Below are 13,539 nucleotides of genomic sequence, written 5' to 3'. Positions count from 1 at the left end.
TCCCAGAATTTGAACCATTACCTAAAACAAATCAATCTGTCGGGATTGATTTAGGTATTACTGACTTTGCGATTCTATCTGATGGACGTAAAGTGGATAACCAACGCTTTACGGCTAAGATGGAACAACAGTTAAAACGTGAACAACGCAAGTTATCACGTCGTTACGAGCAAGCAAAGAAAAAAGGTCGTGACTTACGCGACTGCATGAACTACCAAAAGCAACGCCGTAAAGTGGCTCGCTTGCGTGAACGTGTTGCTTTCCAGCGAGAAGATTTTTTAAACAAGCTATCAACGGAATTGATTCACCAATATGACGTCATTTGCCTCGAAGACTTAAACACAAAAGGGATGTTGAAAAATCGTAAATTGGCAAAGGCAATTAGCGATGTATCATGGTCTTCTTTTGTGCAAAAACTGACGTACAAGGCAAAGTGGTATGGTCGTGAAATTGTGAAGATTTCAAGGTTCTACCCATCGAGCCAACTTTGTCATGCGTGTGGGCATCGAGATGGCAAAAAATCACTCGATATTCGCATATGGACTTGCCCATCATGCAGTGCAGTACTAGACCGCGATGTAAACGCAAGTCAAAATATTTTAGCTGAAGGACTAAGCATGTTACACCAATAACCGTAGGGACTACGGGGCTCGCCTACTCAAAAAGTGAAGCCGCTGTTTCGAGCAAGTGGAAACAAGCAAGCACTGTTCGTAGGAATCTCCCACTTCAAGCAACGTTCGAAGAACGGCTAAGTGGGGGTAGTTCAATCAAAAGATGAAATTACGAAAACATATAAAGGACTCGTGTTACCAATTACAATTTTAAATATGATTTGTATTTTAATTATGGGCGCGCTGTTCTACTTATTGATTACAAAGTTTTTAAAACCTTTATCGCATGTAACGAAAGTTGCTTCACAAGTAGCGGAAGGAAATTTAAAAGAACGTATTGATGTGAAAACAGAAGATGAGATTGGTAAGTTAAGCATGAGCTTTAACGATATGACAGACGGCTTAAAAGAGATGATTCATCACGTCGATGACACATCTAATCAGTTGAGTCATTTTTCTGCAGACGTCTCTGCAAGCGTAGAAGAAAACGTGCAATCTATTCATCAAGTCGTGAGCAATATTCAACAAGTAGCACATCAATCGAAAGAACAACTTGCCTCAGCATCGTACGTACAAGATGTCGTTAATGAAATGGGCCGCGCAGTATCGAACATTACCGAAAATATGGACGGTGTTAAAGATGCGTCGAAACAAGCGGAAATGAAAACGACAGAAGGTGTCAACGTCATGGAAAATATGCAGACGCATATGACGCAAATCGAAACGAGCGCGCAACAAACGTCTGCGCACTTTAACGATTTAATGGACGTAGCAAATGATATCGATAAATTTAGCAAAGTCATTGGCGATATCGCTGGTCAAACGAACTTACTAGCATTGAATGCATCGATTGAAGCAGCACGTGCAGGTGAACACGGCAAAGGTTTTGCGGTTGTTGCTGAAGAAGTACGCAAATTAGCGGAACAGACGAATGATTCAGCAGGGCAAATTCAATCACTCGTATCGATGATTCAACGTAAAGGTGCAACAGCACATGAATCGATTCATACGAGTAATAAAGCAGTCGTTGAAGGAATGAATCAAATTCAATCTGCAAACGAAATGTTCAATGAAATTCATCGTGTAATGGATCAATTAGCAGAAAAAGTTGATACGACACAATCGGTCGTTGAAAGCTTACAACAACGTAAAGAAGAAACGATTGCGTCAGTCGAAGAAATTACGCTAACGACAACGCGTGTGAATCGTAACATTGAGCAAGTCGCAGCGACGACAGAACAACAAAATGCATCGATGGAACAAATGGCGCTGGCAGCTGAGCAACTAGCAACGCAAGCACAACAGTTACAACAAACGATTCGTCGTTTTGAGATTTAATGAGGAGCGGATAGGGAGACCTATTCGCTTTTTTTAAAGCACGTTTCGTTGAAGCGTTTTAAAAATAGGTGTAAGCTAGAAATGAACCCGAGGAGGTTTTACGTATGAAATTTCACGCACAATATATGAATCAATTATTAAAAAAAGAACCAGCCTTACAAAAAGAGCTGAAAACATTAATGAAGGATATGGGTTTAGAACGCCATTTAGCGATTAAAGCGTTATACCACGCTCAAGTAGCAGATGGCGGCGCATATCAAGACGCTTATAAAGCAATTGAAAAATAGTTCGTTCAAAGAGTCAGCAAATGCTGGCTCTTTTTTTTCGCGCACATCATCGGGTATGATAATAGTAGAAAAAGAGGTGATGAATGATGAACGTAGACGATATTCAAGGGAAGTTTTTGCAAAAACAACCGTTATTTATTGGGGAAGATACCGCGTTTCGTTCAGCGGTCGTCGTGCCACTCGTAGAAGTGAATGGCGAAACGCATGTGTTGTTTGAAGTACGTTCAATGACGATGCGCAAACAGCCAGGAGATATTAGCTTCCCAGGTGGGAAAATTGATCCGACTGACCGCAACCCAGAGGAGGCCGCACTTCGAGAACTGTATGAGGAATTAAGTGTACCGCCTTCTTCAACAGAAGTATTAAGCGCATTAAGCCCACTCATCATTTCGCCAGCATTCGTCATTTATCCATTTGTTGCGAAAGTCGATATGCGCGAAGTGAACACGTTAAATCGTGATGAAGTGCATGAAGTATTTACAGTACCACTTGATTGGCTTATTCAATATGAGCCAGAGCTGCATCATGTCCTGATGAAACCGACACCATCTGAAGGATTCCCGTTCGATAAAATTATGAATGGGAAAGATTATGAGTGGCGTGCACGTGCAATTGATGAATGGTTTTTCGATTACAATGGCTACGTCATTTGGGGTCTAACAGCACGCATTTTAAAATATTTTTTAGAGCGATTAAAAGCGTAAAAACATACACTTTTTTCGCCCTTTTTTTCTGAATACGTTATAATGAGGGCAAATCATCTTTGCTTAGTCATTTAGTGTAATAAAGTATCGACGTTAAAGGGGGCAGATCATTGCTTCAAAACCGTACCTTTTAAAACGAATGCCTTACAAGAACAAAGAAATTATGTCATTAAATAGGTAGAAAATGCATTTTTACCGTCAATGCGACTTGTCGATTGTACGCGATTTTGCACGAAATTTTCACTTTTTGCTCATTTAAATAAGGTAAAAACCTCGTATCGTACTATTTATTTTATTCAATAAATAATTATGATACACTGTAATAAGGTAAATTATTGATACAGAAAAGGTGTGTGACGAGGGTCGCGCTTGGCTTGCTTGTTGCGGTAACATCTAGCTTGCCTACATCCTTTCTGCAAATCTTATGGTATAAGGAAGGTAAACATGAGTAACAAACAAACTACAACAGACGTTATCTTAGTTGGTGCTGGTATCATGAGTGCGACATTAGGTACACTCCTTAAAGAATTAGCACCTGATTGGAAAATTAAAGTATTTGAAAAACTTGATAAACCAGGTCTAGAAAGTTCTAACGAATGGAACAATGCTGGTACTGGTCACTCAGCTTTATGTGAACTTAACTACACTCCTGAGAAAAACGGTGTAATTGATACAACTAAAGCAATCAACGTAAACGAACAATTCCAAGTATCTCGTCAATTCTGGTCTTACTTAGTAGAACAAGGTCGCATTGCTGACCCATCAGAATTCATTATGCCAATTCCACACATTAGTATGGTACAAGGCGCAGACAATGTTGAATTCCTTAAAAAACGTTACGCAGCTCTTAAAGATATCCACCTATTCGAAGGTATGGAATTCTCTGAAGACGCTGAAACATTAAAAGAATGGTTCCCATTAATTATGAACGGCCGTAAAAACGACAAACCAATCGCTGCAACTCGCATCGAATCTGGTACTGACGTAAACTTCGGTTCATTAACTCGTATTTTAATGGATAGCCTTGAAAAACAACCAGGCGTTGAAGCAACTTACAATGCTTCAGTTGAAGACGTAAAACAAAACGCTGATGGTACTTGGGAAGTTAAAGTAAAATCTGCAGACGGCAAATTACAATACGTAACATCTAAATTCGTATTCTTAGGCGCTGGTGGCGGTAGCTTACACCTTCTACAAAAAACAGGTATTCCTGAAAGCAAACACGTTGGTGGTTTCCCAGTAAGTGGTCTTTGGTTAGTATGTAACAACCAAGAAGTTGTTGAACAACATCACGGTAAAGTTTACAGTACTGCTGAAGTAGGTGCTCCTCCAATGTCAGTACCTCACTTAGATACTCGTTACATCGACGGTAAAAAATCATTACTATTCGGACCATTCGCAGGTTTCTCTCCAAAATTCCTGAAAACTGGTTCTAACTTAGATTTATTCACTTCTATCAAACCAAACAACCTATTAACTTTATTAGCTTGTGGTGCGAAAGAAATGAACTTAACAAAATATCTTGTTCAACAATTAATGTTAAACAAAGAGCAACGTGTTGATGAATTACGTAAATTCGTTCCAGAAGCGAAAGATTCTGAATGGGAAATCGTAATCGCAGGTCAACGTGTACAAGTAATTAAAGATACTGAAAAAGGTAAAGGTACTTTACAATTCGGTACAGAAGTAATTACTGGTGCAAACGGTACTGTAGCAGCATTACTAGGCGCATCTCCAGGTGCATCTACAGCTGTTAAAGTTATGCTTGATGTAATGAACAAATGTTTCCCTAACGAAATGCCAGCTTGGGAACCAAAAATTAAAGAAATGATTCCTTCTTACGGTAAAAAATTAATCGAAGACGAAGCATTATTCAAAGAATTACACGCGGCTACAAGCAAGTCTCTTAAATTAGTAGACTAATCTTATCCGCTTGAAAAGACATCCATTACTTATGGGTGTCTTTTTTTATTTTTATATTGAAGACTATAAGACTACTTTTTACTGTCTTGAATAGGTATTATAGGTATAGGAAACAAAATAAATTGTTCAATCGGAGGGATGTGATGCGTAAACTGAGCAATAAAGTCGCCCCTTGCTCTCATCATTGGTTTACTTGTCGTATTAACCGGCGAGCATCATTCATGAACAGCTACATACGTTTACGAAGACGATTGATGAATTCATTACGCATATGCAAATGAGTACGTCAGCTGTCCAAGCTAGAACGCATGTCGCTATAAATGTCAGCTTCATTTGAACAATTTTTAACACTGACGGAATCAACCGTTGCCATTTCAGATCATGCTGCGCATTATTTAAATGGTCAAGAACGCGTCGTCGCGCAAATGTCCGAGATGTCGAAAGCATTGAATGAAGTAGCGGAAATGCTAGCGGCATCGATGAAGCGATTTATCGTTTCATGACGCGCGTATTTTCGTTTTATAATAAATGTAAAGGAGGCGGAAACGTTGAAAGGATTTATGAAAATCATCGGTTTTATCGTCGGTGTTGCAGCAGTGTTAGATATTCAGCAAAAAGGGCTCGGTTATCAAATGTTACCGGCTAAAGCGCAACAATGCTTAACGAAAATTTTTAGCAAGTAAGGTATATGAGAAATCGTCTCGACGATTTCTTTTTTACATATGTGTATAGATGGAGCGACTTATAGTGTACGTATTTTAGCTGTATATCTATTTGAAAAAGCATATAATGAAAATAAAGAGAATAGGGAGTGCAATGAATGAATGGCATAAGTTTACGCAATAACATCAATATTTTAGGTGAAGGGGAGGAAGTGTTGCTGTTTGCGCATGGTTTTGGCTGTGAACAATCAATGTGGCAACATCTCACACCAGCCTTTGAAGATGACTACAAAATCATCTTGTTTGATTACGTCGGTGCAGGTAAGTCGGATTTAACGGCGTATGATGCAACGTATCGCACGATTCAAGGATATGTAAATGACGTTTTGAAAATTATTGATGAATTAGCGCTTGAACGAGTGACATTCGTTGGGCACTCTGTGAGCTCGATGATCGGTATGCTGGCAGCGATTGAAAATCCAGTGGCGTTTCAACAAGTCATCATGATTGGACCATCACCATGTTACTTAAACGATGGTGCGTATGAAGGCGGCTTTGATGAAGAAGATATTCAAGAACTGCTACAAACGATGGAAATGAACTTTTCTGGCTGGGCAAGTTATATGGCGCCATATGCATTAGGTGCTTCAAGTACACCGGTTCATGTCCGCCAGTTGGAAAATGTCTTCGTTTCTCAAAATCCACATATTGCCCGTGAATTTGCAGATGTGACATTCCATTTAGACTGTCGCGATCGCCTGCATGAAATGCCTGTACGTTCACTCATTTTACAATGCTCTGAAGATAGCATTGTGCCTGGAGAAATCGGTCATTATTTACATGAGCACTTACCGAACAGTACGTTACAATTGCTCACAGCAAAAGGACATTACCCACATATTAGTCATCCAGAAGAAACGATTGAGAAGATGAAACAATATTTAAAAGAGGGATAGCGATGGATATTCGTTTGCAAAAAGCACCATGCGGATTTTTAAGTACGAATAATGTAGGAATCGTCACAGAAGTAAATGATACGTTTTTGCAATGGACGGGATGTACGATTGAAAAAATCGTCGGTCAACATATTGAACAACTGTTTACACCGACAAACAAATTGATTTTTCATGCCTATTTTTATCCGAAGATTCATTTAGAAAATCTCGTTGAAGAGTTTTTTATTTCGATCAAAGGTGCAGATAGACAAAAAATCCCGTTACTATTGAATGCGAAACGTTACGAGCGCGATGGTGAAGAAGTCATTGATTACATGTTTATGAAAATGCAACACCGCCTCGATTATGAGAGCGAAGTGAAAGCGCTAAAAATTCAGGCTGAAGAAGCGTATGCGCAAAAAGCGAGTGCGTTCGACCACTTAGAACAAATTTATGCTGAAATCGAACAAAAGCAAAATGAGCTAATGGCGATTAATCTCGGCTTAATTGAACTGTCGAATACAGATAAATTAACAGGGTTATACAACCGTCGTTATTTTAGTCAAAAGATGAGTGAGTTTATTCGCGCATTTGAAATGGAACACGTGCAGTTTTGTTTATTAATGATTGATATTGACCACTTTAAACAAGTGAACGATACGTATGGTCATCAAGTCGGTGATATCGTATTAACCGAACTTGCGCAGTTGTTAAAAGATGTTGTCGGAGAACAAGGCGTCGTTTGTCGATTCGGTGGAGAAGAATTTACGATTATTTTAATCGGACACGACGAAACGGTCGCCGATACGATTCAACAGCGCGTTGCAGCAAAAAGTTGGTCACACGTACAGCATTTAACGATTAGTATCGGTATGGCGACATATACAGCGCAACAAGATGAAAATATGCTCATTGAAAGTGCAGATAAAGCACTTTATTATTCGAAAACACATGGTCGCAATCGCGTGACGATTTATGAAAATATGCAAAAGTAAAAGAGGTCGGAATGTCCGACCCCTTTTTTATTTACGTACGATAAAGCTTAAATGGCGACCTGCTTGCTTATTTTGACGATAAGAGAAGCCTGCCTCGTTTTTAAACGTACATACGTCTTCGATGACAATGTTAGTAGCAGGAATACCTGCAAGTTCACATTGTTTTTTCACCGTTAGCTGATTATCGATATGATACTTCGATGTTTCCGGTTTGAAATACATGAAGTCATCCGCATAACCGAGTGCTTTGAAACGATCGTATACGTCACGGTCGACTTCGAATTTCTCTTGGCTTAATGCGGTACCGATATGGACGTGAACGTTCGTTAAATCAACGCCTTCTACATCGCGTAAATGCGTAAATGTTTTCAGCGAAATTTCTTTCACTGTACCTTGCCAACCTGAATGAATAGCACCAACTAACGCTGAATCCGTCGCATAAAATAGAATGGGTACACAATCAGCTGTAAAAGAACTTAAAACGATGTTCGGCTCAAATGTGTAGAGCGCATCGGTTTCAGGAATGGCATCTTCCGCTGTTAAAGCGCCACGACCTTTATCAGCTGCAGTCACTTTGTAAAAATTTGCGCTATGCGTTTGGTTCGCACAAACGAAATCTTTTAAACTGTGGCCGAGTGTTTGCGCTAAATGTTCACGATTGGCTAAAACGTTTTGTGGATCTTCGCAAACGTGTAAAGCCATATTGTTACGTTCTAGTTTTGTATCGTCTTGCATTGAGATGCCCATTAAAATGTGCGCATCATTTTGATAAATTGTCGTTGTCATTTTTTCACCTCATGTTTATTATAGGCATCCGCGTTTATCTTCGCTTGTCTAAGTTCATAGTAAGCACGCTTCGGACGTTCAAGTGGCGTAATATTAATGATGAAGTAGCCGATGATGAGTAGTAGCACGACTGCCCCATACATCAACATATTTTTCGCACTTGAATGATCGAGAATAATTAGTCGAATCATCGCTGTAATTCCGATATAAATGAAATAGCGTAACGGGAAGTGATAATCTTCCTTAAAATATTTGACGATCATCGTAATAAACTCGAAGTAAAGGAAGAATGCGAGCACATTCGCTAAAAATTCTTCGTGTGTATGTTTCGTCTCATGTTCAAAAAATAATAAATCCGCAAAAATAATAATTTCTTTGACCATTAAAATCGTTAAGACGAGCGATAGGGCAACGAGTGAAATGTTGAGTACCCATTGCAAAGACTTCGGAAACAACACTTTAAAGCTTAACTTTTTCATAAAAATCGCCTCGCTTTCATTGTTATATCAATCTTTACACAAAGCGAATCTTTCATGCAACGCATACGTAAATTGTAAGCGTTTTTAATTTTGAAGAAATATTTTGACATTTTAATCAAAAGTGTTATAATTCTTATAAGATAACTTGGTATTAACGTAAAGGGAGCGATATACATGAATACGAATACATTTTTCCGAACTACAAAAGCGAATACATTTGCCGTGAGAAAATTTTTCAAACACGTCGCGAGCGATATTGAAGCACAGCTTCGCGAATGGGATGACAACTATCGTGTGGAAGTGGAAACTTGGAGAACGTATACGTTATCGGTGACGCGTGGTGCACAAACAATTCGTGTCGCTTTATCAAAAAGCGAAGTTGAATTACTGCAACATACGCATCCATATGCGCTAGATGAAAAACTTTGGGCGTTGTTAGAACGCCAAGGTTTAGAAGTACAAGACATTAGCGAATACATGTATGTCATCTTAAATTATGATTTATACCGTCGTGGTGCAATCGTTTAAACGAGATAAAAAAAGGCTAACGGAATATGCCGTTAGCCTTTTTTGTATGCATTAAATTTTAAATTTTGATGTTGCTTGTTGTAGTTGTTCAGCTACGTCAACGAGATGTATCATTTCTTCGTGCATTTCGCGCATCGACGTTAAAACAACTTGAGAAGAAGCGCTCACTTCTTCTGTCATCGCATTCGTCGTTTGTGCGTGACCAGCAATATTATCCGTCGTATTAGCAATTTGATCTGTGACAGAGGCCATTTGTTCGGTCGTTGCAGAGATGCCTTCTAACTTCGGTGTCATGCTTTCTACTTGCGTCATAATATTTTTGAAACGTTCATCGGCTGTGTTCGTAATTGCGACACCTTCCGATACGGTGTTCAATGTTGTATGCATTTGATCGACCGATTGCGCTGTACGCGTTTGAATCGATGTAATGACGTGCGCAATTTGATTCGCTGATTGTTGAGAGCTTTCCGCAAGTTTGCGTACTTCATCTGCGACAACTGCAAAACCTTTACCATGTTCACCTGCACGCGCAGCTTCAATCGAAGCGTTGAGTGCGAGTAAGTTCGTTTGGTCAGCAATTTGTTTAATCATTTCTAACATCTGCGCAATCTCGCCAGTTTCAGTATGAAGGGAACGAATTTGATTGTCGGCATCTGATACCGCACCTTTAATGTCCTGCATTTTTGCGACCGCTTCATTAATCGCTTGTTGTCCAGACCGTGCATGTTCTAGCGTCGTGTAAGAGAAGTCTGCTACTTCTGAAATGTTATGGGCAATTTCAGAAACACTTGTCGTTACTTCGCCGACTGCACTCGATGCCGCTTGTAAATCGTCCGCTTGTCGTTCGGTTACTTCACTAATTTGCGTAATGGCTTTCGACATATCGCCCGTACTCATTTTGTTTTGTTGAATATGTTGTTCCATTAGTGCGCTCGACTGTGTCACGTTAGACGTGTTGTCTTGAACGTTTTTCACGAGTGTCGCTAAGTTATTTTTCATATCATTTAATGTCAGCGCCAATTGGCCAATTTCATCTGTTGAAGTCGTTTTAATATGGACAGTTAAATCACCATCGCGAATTTGCTCTGCTTTTTCAGCCATATTTTGAATAGGACGTGTAATTGAACGAACGATCATTACGATAATTCCTACACTGAAAATGATGATAACTAATGAAATCAGCGTATTCATCAATGCCGTTTGTTGCGCTACCGCAGTCGCTTCTTTTTTATAAACGGTGCTTAATACTTTCCAGCCTGTCGTTGCATTCGTTTCGTACAATACGATCGTATCATCATGTTCGATTTTGCCACTCGATTTTGTGAGCTGTTTCGCCATTGATGTGCTGATGTCATCGCCACCGTCATGCTTTTTATCTGCGACATATTTGTTCGCTAAATCGACGATCGACGTATAGCCGTTATTACCGATTTTTACGCTATCAGCAATTTTTGCTAAGTTTGAAATCGACATATCGATGCCGACTACCCCGCTACCGTCACTGAGTTTTTTGGAAATCGTAACGACTAAGTCACCACTCGTCGTTGAAATGTACGGATCTGTAATCGCAACATCATTGTCTGATGCATTTTGATACCAAGGACGTTCACGTGGGTCATACGATTTATCATAGATGAAATAAGGCATGCGAATCATCTCGCCCTTTGTTGTGCCGACATAAGCCATCGCAACTTCAGGATGTTCTTGTACATACTGATCTAACACCGTACGACTACTGCTTTTTTTCGCGACCGATAAGTCCTTTTCTGTTAATCGTTTTGCTAAATATATGACATCATGTATTTTTGGTTCGATCAGTGTATTCACATTATTATTCATTAATTTCATGTTAGAAGAGGCAGCTTTAATTTGCTCATCTTGTATGTTTGCGCTACTAGAGGTGTACCAAAATACGCCGCTTAGCAACACTGGAATGATAATGAGAGGAAGTAAAAAAATTAACATTTTACTTCGTAATTTAGTGCTTTTATACATTTCTATACTCCTTACGATAGTCTTAAATTTTCTTCATAATCGTAACATAAAAAAACTAGAATTGTTTAAAGTTTTAGAAAAATATATATATTTATTCGATACAAAATGACTACTACAAAATAGGGCAATGGTGATATGATAAATATTGTTGAAATAATTTCTTTCATATAAAATTGTTAACAATTACAAAAAAGAAGGGACAAAGCGAAAAATGTTCAAAAATTTATCGATTCGTGTAAAGTGGATAATATTTATTTGTTGTTCAATTTTCTTTGCAGTGGGGATTACTGCGATTGCGAACTATAGCATTTCATACCAATTTTTGAAATCAAATATTGAAGCATCCAATGTGAGTGATGTTCAAAATACATCGAACCAAGTAAAGCTACAGCTCGACAAATATCGTGTTTCTGCTGAACAATTAGCAACGCTTGCGGAACAACAAATTGCAAATGGTGATAAGAAAAATATTCGAGAAATGATTCACCAAATTCAAATGTCTAATAAAGATTACATTAGTACGTACTTTATGGATTTTAAAACAGGAAAGTTATCGATCTCACCGGCTGGCGAACCGGGTGCGTATGACAACTTCAATACGCTTGATACGACAACATACTCGAAATTAACAGCAAATCCAGCGACACAATGGGTAGATGTGTACGAAGATAAAACGACGAAAAAAATTATGACGTCGATTATCGTACCCGTTTTCCAACACGACAAGTTAGTAGGGGCAGTCGGCTACGATATTGATTTATCGACGATTGGCAACATTCGTTCAAACCTTGAAAAAAATAACGATGCAAAATACGTATTTTTAGATACACAAGGTTTAGTCGTAACAGGTTATATCGACGGTATGAACGGTAAAAATATTAATCCGAAAATGAGTGGCCAAGTAGAAGGGGTTTCTGATTACGAAAAATTAGATACGCTAAAACAAAATTACGGTTGGGTACCGGAGTTGTATAGTGAGAAAGATTTTAAAAATGTTAATCATACCGTACAAGACACAGATTATATGGTGTCGTCTGCAACGGTCGGTGACACAGGATGGAAAGTCGTTTCATTCGTGGAACAATCAAAAATTAGTGCAGCAATGTCTACGTTAAACGTCGCAGCAATTATTATTTTAATCGTCATGTTAGCGTTCGGCATTATCGTCGCGTTACTGCTTGCAAATGGTATTCGTAAAATTTTTACAGGTCTACAAAATGCGTTTGAAACGACAGCTTCAGGTGACTTAGGCTCTGAAATGGACGATTCACGTAAAGATGAAATCGGTACATTGGCGCGCCACTATAACGATATGTTACGCAATATGCGTCGCCTAATTCACCAAGTGAACGAACATGCAGATGAAATTGATCGTGCAACGACAGGGTTATCAAAAATTACCGAGGAAAATAGTCGTGCGGTCATGTCTGTATCGAATGCGACGAATGACATTTCAACAGGCGCAGCGAACCAAGCGCAAGAAATTGAACGTGGTACGCGTTCTGTATATACGTTAAGCAACGAAATTGATGTGCTGCTTGAAGCGAGTGAAGCAGGACAACAAACGATTACACGAACGATGAAAGAGTTACAACAAAGTAACGATACCGTTCATGAATTGACACATTCATTTAGTAAATTCGAAGATGCTTTTTATCACGTTGAAAATATGATTAAAGCGTTGAACGAAAAATCACAATCGATCTCACAAGTAACACGTACGATTTCAGACATTACCGATCAAACGAATTTACTCGCACTCAACGCCTCTATTGAAGCGGCACGTGCTGGTGAACACGGTAAAGGTTTTGCGGTCGTTGCAGATGAAGTTCGTAAGTTAGCCGAAAGTTCAAAAGCTGCGACGAATGATATTCAAAACATTTTATCAGAAGTGCTAGGCGGTATGCAGGCACTCGTTGAAACGATTACAAATACGAACGAGATGAACAAAGAACAACGTCAAGTTGTATCGACTGTCGAAGATGCGATGGGACGTCTGACAGAAGCGTTAACACATATTACGACGTCATTAGAAGCGAATCAATCGAGCGTTCGTTCTATTAATAGTCAAAAACAAGTCGTTGTCGAAATGATTGAAGAATTATCAGCCGTTTCACAACAAACGACCGCATCGACGCAAGAAATTGCCGCGGTCATGGAAGAACAATCTGCAGCGACACAAGAAGTTGCACAACATGCAGGTCATTTAAATGAAGAAGTACGTGAATTAAACGATGCAGTAGGCGTCTTTAAATTACGTCAGAAATAACAAAAAAGCCGTAGCTTCCCCAAGCTA

The 13,539-nt window shown here is 39.1% G+C and carries 14 protein-coding genes; 11 read left to right on the top strand and 3 right to left on the bottom strand.

Annotated elements, in window-relative coordinates; all coding sequences use genetic code 11:
- The 9 genes from KMHG_RS18075 to KMHG_RS14300 form a co-directional block, all read left to right on the top strand.
- Positions 1-632, top strand: a 632-nt coding sequence (locus KMHG_RS18075; RefSeq protein WP_010290520.1) for an RNA-guided endonuclease TnpB family protein, incomplete at its 5' end; no start/stop codon positions are given.
- Between the two features lie 120 nt (positions 633-752).
- Positions 753-1,949 carry a methyl-accepting chemotaxis protein gene (locus KMHG_RS14335; protein WP_010290519.1) on the top strand — a complete coding sequence of 399 codons (1,197 nt, stop codon included), beginning with the start codon at positions 753-755 and terminating at the stop codon, positions 1,947-1,949.
- Between the two features lie 104 nt (positions 1,950-2,053).
- On the top strand, positions 2,054-2,236 hold the full coding sequence (locus KMHG_RS14330; protein ID WP_010290518.1) for a hypothetical protein: 183 nt from the start codon (positions 2,054-2,056) through the stop codon (positions 2,234-2,236).
- A gap of 86 nt (positions 2,237-2,322) precedes the next feature.
- Complete coding sequence (locus tag KMHG_RS14325; protein ID WP_010290517.1) at positions 2,323-2,940, top strand: NUDIX hydrolase; 618 nt, start codon at positions 2,323-2,325, stop codon at positions 2,938-2,940.
- A 429-nt stretch (positions 2,941-3,369) separates the two neighbouring features.
- Positions 3,370-4,863, top strand: a complete 1,494-nt coding sequence (gene mqo, locus KMHG_RS14320; protein WP_084761593.1) for a malate dehydrogenase (quinone) — start codon at positions 3,370-3,372, stop codon at positions 4,861-4,863.
- Between the two features lie 320 nt (positions 4,864-5,183).
- On the top strand, positions 5,184-5,366 hold the full coding sequence (locus KMHG_RS14315) for a hypothetical protein (protein ID WP_010290515.1): 183 nt from the start codon (positions 5,184-5,186) through the stop codon (positions 5,364-5,366).
- A gap of 45 nt (positions 5,367-5,411) precedes the next feature.
- A complete protein-coding gene (locus KMHG_RS19705; RefSeq protein WP_261797383.1) occupies positions 5,412-5,546 on the top strand; it encodes a hypothetical protein in 135 nt (44 codons plus the stop codon).
- A 137-nt stretch (positions 5,547-5,683) separates the two neighbouring features.
- Complete coding sequence (locus KMHG_RS14305; protein ID WP_010290513.1) at positions 5,684-6,481, top strand: alpha/beta fold hydrolase; 798 nt, start codon at positions 5,684-5,686, stop codon at positions 6,479-6,481.
- Between the two features lie 2 nt (positions 6,482-6,483).
- The gene (locus tag KMHG_RS14300) at positions 6,484-7,455 is read left to right on the top strand and encodes a sensor domain-containing diguanylate cyclase (RefSeq protein WP_010290512.1); all 972 of its coding nucleotides are present in this window, start codon (positions 6,484-6,486) and stop codon (positions 7,453-7,455) included.
- Positions 7,456-7,482: 27 nt separating this feature from the next.
- Here KMHG_RS14300 and pgeF read toward each other — a convergent pair whose 3' ends face one another.
- Both pgeF and KMHG_RS18070 read right to left on the bottom strand, forming a co-directional pair.
- Positions 7,483-8,241, bottom strand: a complete 759-nt coding sequence (gene pgeF / locus KMHG_RS14295) for a peptidoglycan editing factor PgeF (protein WP_010290511.1) — start codon at positions 8,239-8,241, stop codon at positions 7,483-7,485.
- Complete coding sequence (locus KMHG_RS18070; RefSeq protein WP_010290509.1) at positions 8,238-8,720, bottom strand: phosphate-starvation-inducible protein PsiE; 483 nt, start codon at positions 8,718-8,720, stop codon at positions 8,238-8,240. The genes pgeF and KMHG_RS18070 overlap by 4 nt, the downstream gene beginning before the upstream one ends.
- A gap of 174 nt (positions 8,721-8,894) precedes the next feature.
- On the opposite strand from KMHG_RS18070, the gene KMHG_RS14285 reads away from it, so the two are divergent.
- Positions 8,895-9,248 (top strand): hypothetical protein, encoded by a 354-nt coding sequence (locus KMHG_RS14285; protein ID WP_010290508.1) that lies wholly within the window; start codon positions 8,895-8,897, stop codon positions 9,246-9,248.
- Positions 9,249-9,299: 51 nt separating this feature from the next.
- Here KMHG_RS14285 and KMHG_RS14280 read toward each other — a convergent pair whose 3' ends face one another.
- Entirely contained in the window at positions 9,300-11,243 is a 1,944-nt protein-coding gene (locus KMHG_RS14280) for a methyl-accepting chemotaxis protein (RefSeq protein ID WP_010290507.1), read from the bottom strand.
- 211 nt (positions 11,244-11,454) lie between these two features.
- On the opposite strand from KMHG_RS14280, the gene KMHG_RS14275 reads away from it, so the two are divergent.
- Complete coding sequence (locus KMHG_RS14275) at positions 11,455-13,512, top strand: methyl-accepting chemotaxis protein (RefSeq protein WP_010290506.1); 2,058 nt, start codon at positions 11,455-11,457, stop codon at positions 13,510-13,512.
- Positions 13,513-13,539: the final 27 nt, after the last annotated feature.

Origin of the sequence: Kurthia massiliensis, assembly GCF_000285555.1 — a bacterium.
GTDB classification, from domain to species: domain Bacteria; phylum Bacillota; class Bacilli; order Bacillales_A; family Planococcaceae; genus Kurthia; species Kurthia massiliensis.
Note: the sequence above shows the minus strand (reverse complement) of the source record. Positions and strands in the feature narration are given on the sequence as shown.

Coding starts and splice junctions, on each gene's coding strand:
- KMHG_RS14330 (WP_010290518.1), top strand. CDS start 2,054: ATGAAATTTCACGCACAATATATGAATCAATTATTAAAAAAAGAACCA.
- KMHG_RS14325 (WP_010290517.1), top strand. CDS start 2,323: ATGAACGTAGACGATATTCAAGGGAAGTTTTTGCAAAAACAACCGTTA.
- KMHG_RS14315 (WP_010290515.1), top strand. CDS start 5,184: ATGTCAGCTTCATTTGAACAATTTTTAACACTGACGGAATCAACCGTT.
- KMHG_RS14305 (WP_010290513.1), top strand. CDS start 5,684: ATGAATGGCATAAGTTTACGCAATAACATCAATATTTTAGGTGAAGGG.
- KMHG_RS14300 (WP_010290512.1), top strand. CDS start 6,484: ATGGATATTCGTTTGCAAAAAGCACCATGCGGATTTTTAAGTACGAAT.
- pgeF (WP_010290511.1), bottom strand. CDS start 8,241: ATGACAACGACAATTTATCAAAATGATGCGCACATTTTAATGGGCATC.
- KMHG_RS18070 (WP_010290509.1), bottom strand. CDS start 8,720: ATGAAAAAGTTAAGCTTTAAAGTGTTGTTTCCGAAGTCTTTGCAATGG.
- KMHG_RS14285 (WP_010290508.1), top strand. CDS start 8,895: ATGAATACGAATACATTTTTCCGAACTACAAAAGCGAATACATTTGCC.
- KMHG_RS14280 (WP_010290507.1), bottom strand. CDS start 11,243: ATGTATAAAAGCACTAAATTACGAAGTAAAATGTTAATTTTTTTACTT.
- KMHG_RS14275 (WP_010290506.1), top strand. CDS start 11,455: ATGTTCAAAAATTTATCGATTCGTGTAAAGTGGATAATATTTATTTGT.